Consider the following 6,039-nt stretch of genomic DNA (forward strand, 5'->3'; position numbering starts at 1 on the left):
ACGTTTGGCATGAACTGCGTTTGCGGTATCACCTGAGTCGATGCAATATTTTTTTAATTTTACCCATTTCATATCAGTAGCTCCCTTATTCAATTCAGTCTACAATCTGATTAATTTCAACGATGTACTTTGAACGACGATTTTTCTTAGGGTGTATATCCAAAATGATTTGGTAGAGCTTTACGAGTTGCGACTCAGAAAAAAAATCGACGGGTACCCTATTCTGACAGTAAATTTCGCGAATATGCTCTATTGATGAATTGGATAATTCAGCAATGTTTTGTAAGTTATAACAGGTTGACTCTAGTAAATACTGAATTATGCCCTTATAGATCATTATTTTGGGATTAGTATTGTTTTCCATCTTCATTTCCACTCCAAATGCGTAACATTTCCTTTAGGTGTATAAGTAAGACAACCTAAATATGCTATGATTTTTATCTATTTATCATTAAATGTCAATTATTTTGATATGATTCATATCAAAATAATTGCGAATAGTTTTTTTGTGGACTTAAGTGATGGACATCGATTGGTTGAGAATGTGTATCAGTAATTAAGCTATAAAATAAATTAGCTGTCTGGGGAAGTCGTTTTGCATCAAAAAGAAAAGCCTCCCACTCTTTAACAGGACGCATACAATCTATTTCTTTTGGAAAAAAGAGGAGTTTTTCTTTTTTAGATAAGGATAGGGCTATAGTGGTTTCCTCATGCTCTTGAGCTATACCGGCAAAATTCTCTATGACTTCTCCAGGTAAAATAGCTAATGTAACTGGTGTCCCATCATGTTGAACAAAGAGCATGCTTCCATAACGATCTAATAAATAAAACTCTTCAACATTTAGTTCTTTCAATTTATCCTGTAAAAACAGATAAATATTAGGATTGTGTATGGCGGGAGCAATTTTTTTTACAGAGAATCCCAGCGTGCGGTCATTTAGTGAGTAAAAATAATCCATTTGCTTATTTTTTATCTCACTGAGCAATTCTGAAATCAAATCAGGAGAATCCTTTAATAAAAAGAAATCAATAATTCCCTCATTAAAAGCCTTGGTGGCAATAGAAAGATCTTTGCTAGCCGTCAGCATAATTTTTTTAACAGGATAATTAATTAACTCTCTACAAAAACTAATGCCATCCAAATCAGGCATCATTTGATCCACAATAACAACGCTGATTTCGGCAAAACGCTGAGCGTTGTAACTCATCTTGCTAATATCGCCCAGTTTGATATTAAAATAAGCTTCAGTATTCTTAGACATATCCAGTTCAACATCATCTACAATTTCCTGAAAATATTGTGGCTCTGTATGTTGAGATGTCCCTATAGTTTTAATTTTATTTAAAGCTGTTGCAGCATCATTGTAAAATAGAGCAAGTATTTGTTTGGGTAATCTATTTTTTATTGCTGTTAAGAAAGCCTGCTGGTCATCCACAAAAACAACTGTGCTAGGGTAATAGTAACTCAACCAATTATCCATTTACATCTCCTGGTACATCTTACTTAAAGTTCCAATGGCGAAAGCTTTCTTCCATATAGCCAATGCTTTCTTCTAATGCCTCAATTAAAGAAATTGGGTCATTCTCTTGATTCTCAAAAGAAAAATCTTTCAAACTTTCTAACGTTAGTTTAAAAATCACTAAGGAAGAATTAATGTCATGATAAAGTCGGTCGGATTTTGTCTGGATAGTCTTTAATTTTTGGTTTGTATGATTAAGTTTACAGATTGATATAATCAATAAAAGAAGAACCAATAGGGTCAAACAACTCAGAAAAAACATCGATAACAACCTTAACGTCACATAATATTAACTTTTCTATGCCAAATAATTTTGGCTGCAAAAACGAGTTCTACGTCATATAAAATAGGGTTATTTACTAAAGTGTTCGGGTTAACGCATGTAACTATGTAGGTATTTTCACACCTTCCTTCACGTAAACTGCGGATAAGCATCTCACCCTTTTTTGTTTGAAGAATGCAATTTAATCCCAGAATACTTTTAATCTCATCTCCAAAACAAGGAACCCCAGCAACGTAATCACCTATTTTATAGAAAGGAATCATCCCATCATCTACTACGCTACAATCAACAGAGTTTTCATAATGGTTATGGAATAATAATAACTCCTCTTTAATTTTCTGTTCTTCGCCTAAAGACAAAGGAAAAGGACAGCTTTTCCCTTCCGTGTTTACCTCAGTTATTACTTGCGGTCCTTTGCCCACTTCATGCATGAGCCATTCTAATGAACAATAAACACCTTTGGATCTAAGGTATTGTATAATTTTTTCAGCACCTTTTTTAGTTAGACCACCATAACGGCCTACCTCATAACCAATGTAAGTATTTATATTTATTCCCGCTTGATCACATAGAGCTTTTCTAGACAGATTTGCTAAATTTCTTAGTCGGCGCAGTCTTTCGCCCCTTTCTCGTGCTTCTATGCAGGGAGAATAAATTTGATCACTCATAGCTATATTCTTTTTTAATTTTGGAAAATGGAGGTTCTTTACCTAGAATATCCTTAATCCAAGGAGATTTATTTACTTTTTTTATATCATATCCAGTTGTAATATAAAGCTTTTTATAACCTAATTCGAAAAGCTGTTTTGCTACCTCATCTCCATTTTCTTTTCCTAAACATAAATCCAGATAAATAGGAGTGCTTTTGCTGATCCGTTTATAATGCTTCATAAAGGAGTTTTTACTAGTAAATGTAATAATTTTTTTCTTATGTTTCTTGCTTTCAATACCCCATATTTCATTAATTAATTTATTATCATCAATTAAGACTAAGTCTAGGTCTGCATGAATTTTTATGAAGCTAACTGAAAAAATATTTTGTTTCAAAATATACTGAATGTTATTTTCTTGAACGGCTGTTTTCAAGGCCGCATCTGGGTATTTACTAGAAACCACGATGGCGTTATTTAAAGATAGTTTTTTAATCAGGTCCATACCCGTTATAGGGGAGTTATGGAAAAAATAATCAACCAAGAACAAAATATCTTCCGTATTCGACAGGTCTTTTAGGAAAATTTCTAATTTTTCAGGGCTATCTAGATAAATAAGCTTAATATTCTCATAACTATTTTTAATTATTTGTTCCCAAGTCTTAAACACAGAATAATCGTCATCGACAACAACTACAGTAAGTTCATCATGAATGTAAATAGAGTGTTGGATCCACTCCGGGGCTTTTTGGATTGGGAATGTAATTTCAAAAGACGTTCCCAGGTCTTTTTCAGAATTTATTGTATAACTCGCACTCCATTCTTTGATGATTTTCAGAGCATAAGGTAGTCCAAGGCCATTTCCGTTTTGTAGCTCTTCTCCTTTTTCTATATTTTTTAAAATGTCAGCAGGCATCCCTGAACCTGTATCTTTAATTTCCAAAAACAGAGAATTTATTTTTCTTTTTAAAGATACGGTAACTTGACCACTCTCCTTTATTGATTCAACTGCATTATTAATGAGGTTAGAGATTGTCCTTTTAAAATGTTCAGAGTTAAGGCTTACGCAACTAAATTCTGCTGATTTTTCTATAAATAAACCAATTTCAACCGAGCTTCCTTTAAATTGTAATTTTTTTTCTTCAATCAAAGGTTGCAAAAGAGCACCAATAAGCTCTACATCATTATTAATTTTCAATGAATTGTTTTCTGGTTGTTTGTATTGAGTTAAAAGATTATTTGTAATTTCATTGATTCTATAAAGAGAGGCCTCTACCACTTCATATTTATTTATATTTAATTTAATTGCTTCTCTAAAATAATTATTCAGTGCTAGCATAGGTGATTGAATATCATGAGCCACTTGAGTAGCTATTTTTGCATGTTCCATTTTAATGTAGTGATTTTTCTTATAAAGATCGAATGCATCATAAACAAATTGTTCCAACAAATTAAAATCTTCTATATGAACGGGTGGTCGTACTATGGTGGAATGTTCTAAATTTTCAGTACTCAAAAATTCTTTAATAATTAACTCAAGCCTTGCTAGAGGGGATAGTATTTTGGAGGCGAAATATTTACTTCCGAGAATCGAAAAAAAGGTACAAGGAATAATCATCCATAACAAATAGTGCGATACATCCCTATGCGGAAAAAAATAGTTTAAAAATAAGAAAGCTCCTACAAACACTAACAACAGGTTAAGTAGCCATATAGTTATGTAAGATTGCAGGCTATTTAATGGTAGCAACCTAATAGAGCAGCCCCTGCTGGCAACAACAAATCCTGAAGCCATGAATAATAGGCCAAAGATCCAAGTGGTTTCAAAAATATTTAAAACAGGGATTATTCCCGATACTACATCATAGCGGATCAAAAGATCTGAAGAAATAATTAACAAATAACCCATTGATAAAAAGCGAATAGGATTATCTTTTGATCGAGTAAGACATAAGGCAGAAAGAGAAAAACCAGTTACTTCAAGAACAGTATCCACTAATTGATATAATCCAAGCTTCGATAAATAATGTATTTTCCAAGGGACAATATAAACAAAAGTAAAAAAAATAAAGATAGATACCGTTAAATAAGGAAAGTATGCGTATCTTTTTTCATTGTGTCCTGCATCATCGATAAAAAATATTACTCCCCAAGCAATGACTTGAAATAATAAAAAAAATATAAAGGGAATTTCAAAAAAAGAATTAACCTCATTAAAATAAGCTACATTGATTATGTTCATTCCTATGTGATAGATACAATCAGCAATTGCTGCAGAAATTGCGGAAAGACAGAAGAATAAATAAGCCAACTTTAAATAGTTTTTATGCGTTTTTTTATAAAGTATGAAGGAGTAAACACATATAATGATGTCTAAACTAACTTGTCCAAAGAGGACAAAGTAACCTGCCTTTATTCCCACATCCACATTAATTAATGCTAAATAGGCACTATTATAAAAAAACCATATTAAAAAAATTAAAGGTGCATTTATTAATTTTTTAACTCTCTGGGCAACAACATGGATCATGACCTTGCCAAGACTCTAGCGGGTAACCCATCCATATTAGGAATATTCAGTGGCATAATGTAAATCTCATATCGTCCTTCAGGAATATCCCTAAGCTCTAACCCTTCCACAATAAGAACTTCTTTTGATAAGAGGGTATTGTGTACTGTTAAATTTGCATCGTCATAGGCATCCACGCTAATATAGTCGATACCTACTATTTTTACTCCTTTTTGAAGCAGCTCTATTGCCGCATCAGGCTCTATATAGACATATTGTTCTGTAAAAGGGGCATGTTTCGAGATTTGGGAGTTAGCGGTTTTGAAAAAAACTATGTCACTACTCATAATAGACTGTCTGGCTACAAAATTCTTGGTAACTGATTTTTCTGTAGGAGGTACTTGAATAATAATTCCAGGGCCAATCAGGAACTCAAGTGGAAAATCGCTGCTTGTTTTATGATTTTTTATTGTATGAGCAGGGAAATCTATATGCGTACCAGCATGATTACCTAGATGCATATGACATAAATTAAAAGTGTCTCCTTTTTCCAAGGAACTTACTACTTCTGTGCAATACGTTGGATCACCAGGAAATACAACTAGGTCATTAGAGATCATGGTGCTTAAATCATAACAACGTGATTCTTTTTTTTCTTGCATCGCTTAATCCTTGTTCTATAGAAATAAGGACAGCCATATGAAATACAGCACCTTTAATGAGTTACCACTTTATCTTATTGATATGATTCATGTCAATTTATGATTCTAGAATTAATTAAGAAATAAAACTTATTACGGAGATATTTCCTTTATCTATAAGGTGTTCAATTACAAAATTTAATTTATTCACTGGCAGCTTGTATTGGCGGCGGTATTACGCCATTAATTGCGTTTAAATTGGGGTGCGACAAGCAATGGAATGAAAAGTTACTTTAAGGCTAGAATTGACAGAAAATAGTTCTAAAATAAAACATTAAGATAGTTATATGAACGCATACTACGAGAATATTAGTTTATATTATACCTTAGAAAATAGCTTATTTTACAATGCGATAAATGCTTAAAGTAACTTTTC

Annotated in this window: 6 protein-coding genes; all 6 read right to left on the reverse strand. The window is 32.6% G+C overall.

What is annotated here, in order from left to right; translation table 11 throughout:
• Positions 1 to 94 precede the first annotated feature (94 nt).
• Entirely contained in the window at positions 95 to 370 is a 276-nt protein-coding gene (locus WA877_RS04200; protein ID WP_425169684.1) for a hypothetical protein, read from the reverse strand.
• A gap of 112 nt (positions 371 to 482) precedes the next feature.
• Positions 483 to 1,481 carry a response regulator gene (locus WA877_RS04205; protein WP_425169685.1) on the reverse strand — a complete coding sequence of 333 codons (999 nt, stop codon included), beginning with the start codon at positions 1,479 to 1,481 and terminating at the stop codon, positions 483 to 485.
• Positions 1,482 to 1,500: 19 nt separating this feature from the next.
• Entirely contained in the window at positions 1,501 to 1,782 is a 282-nt protein-coding gene (locus WA877_RS04210) for a hypothetical protein (RefSeq protein ID WP_425169686.1), read from the reverse strand.
• Positions 1,783 to 1,799: 17 nt separating this feature from the next.
• A complete protein-coding gene (locus tag WA877_RS04215; RefSeq protein ID WP_425169687.1) occupies positions 1,800 to 2,471 on the reverse strand; it encodes a hypothetical protein in 672 nt (223 codons plus the stop codon).
• Positions 2,464 to 4,353, reverse strand: a complete 1,890-nt coding sequence (locus WA877_RS04220; RefSeq protein WP_425169688.1) for a sensor histidine kinase — start codon at positions 4,351 to 4,353, stop codon at positions 2,464 to 2,466. The genes WA877_RS04215 and WA877_RS04220 overlap by 8 nt, the downstream gene beginning before the upstream one ends.
• Before the next feature lie 626 nt (positions 4,354 to 4,979).
• Positions 4,980 to 5,624 (reverse strand): cyclase family protein, encoded by a 645-nt coding sequence (locus WA877_RS04225; protein WP_425169689.1) that lies wholly within the window; start codon positions 5,622 to 5,624, stop codon positions 4,980 to 4,982.
• Positions 5,625 to 6,039 lie beyond the last annotated feature (415 nt).

Origin of the sequence: Legionella sp. (assembly GCF_049790535.1) — a bacterium.
Lineage (GTDB): Bacteria > Pseudomonadota > Gammaproteobacteria > Legionellales > Legionellaceae > Legionella.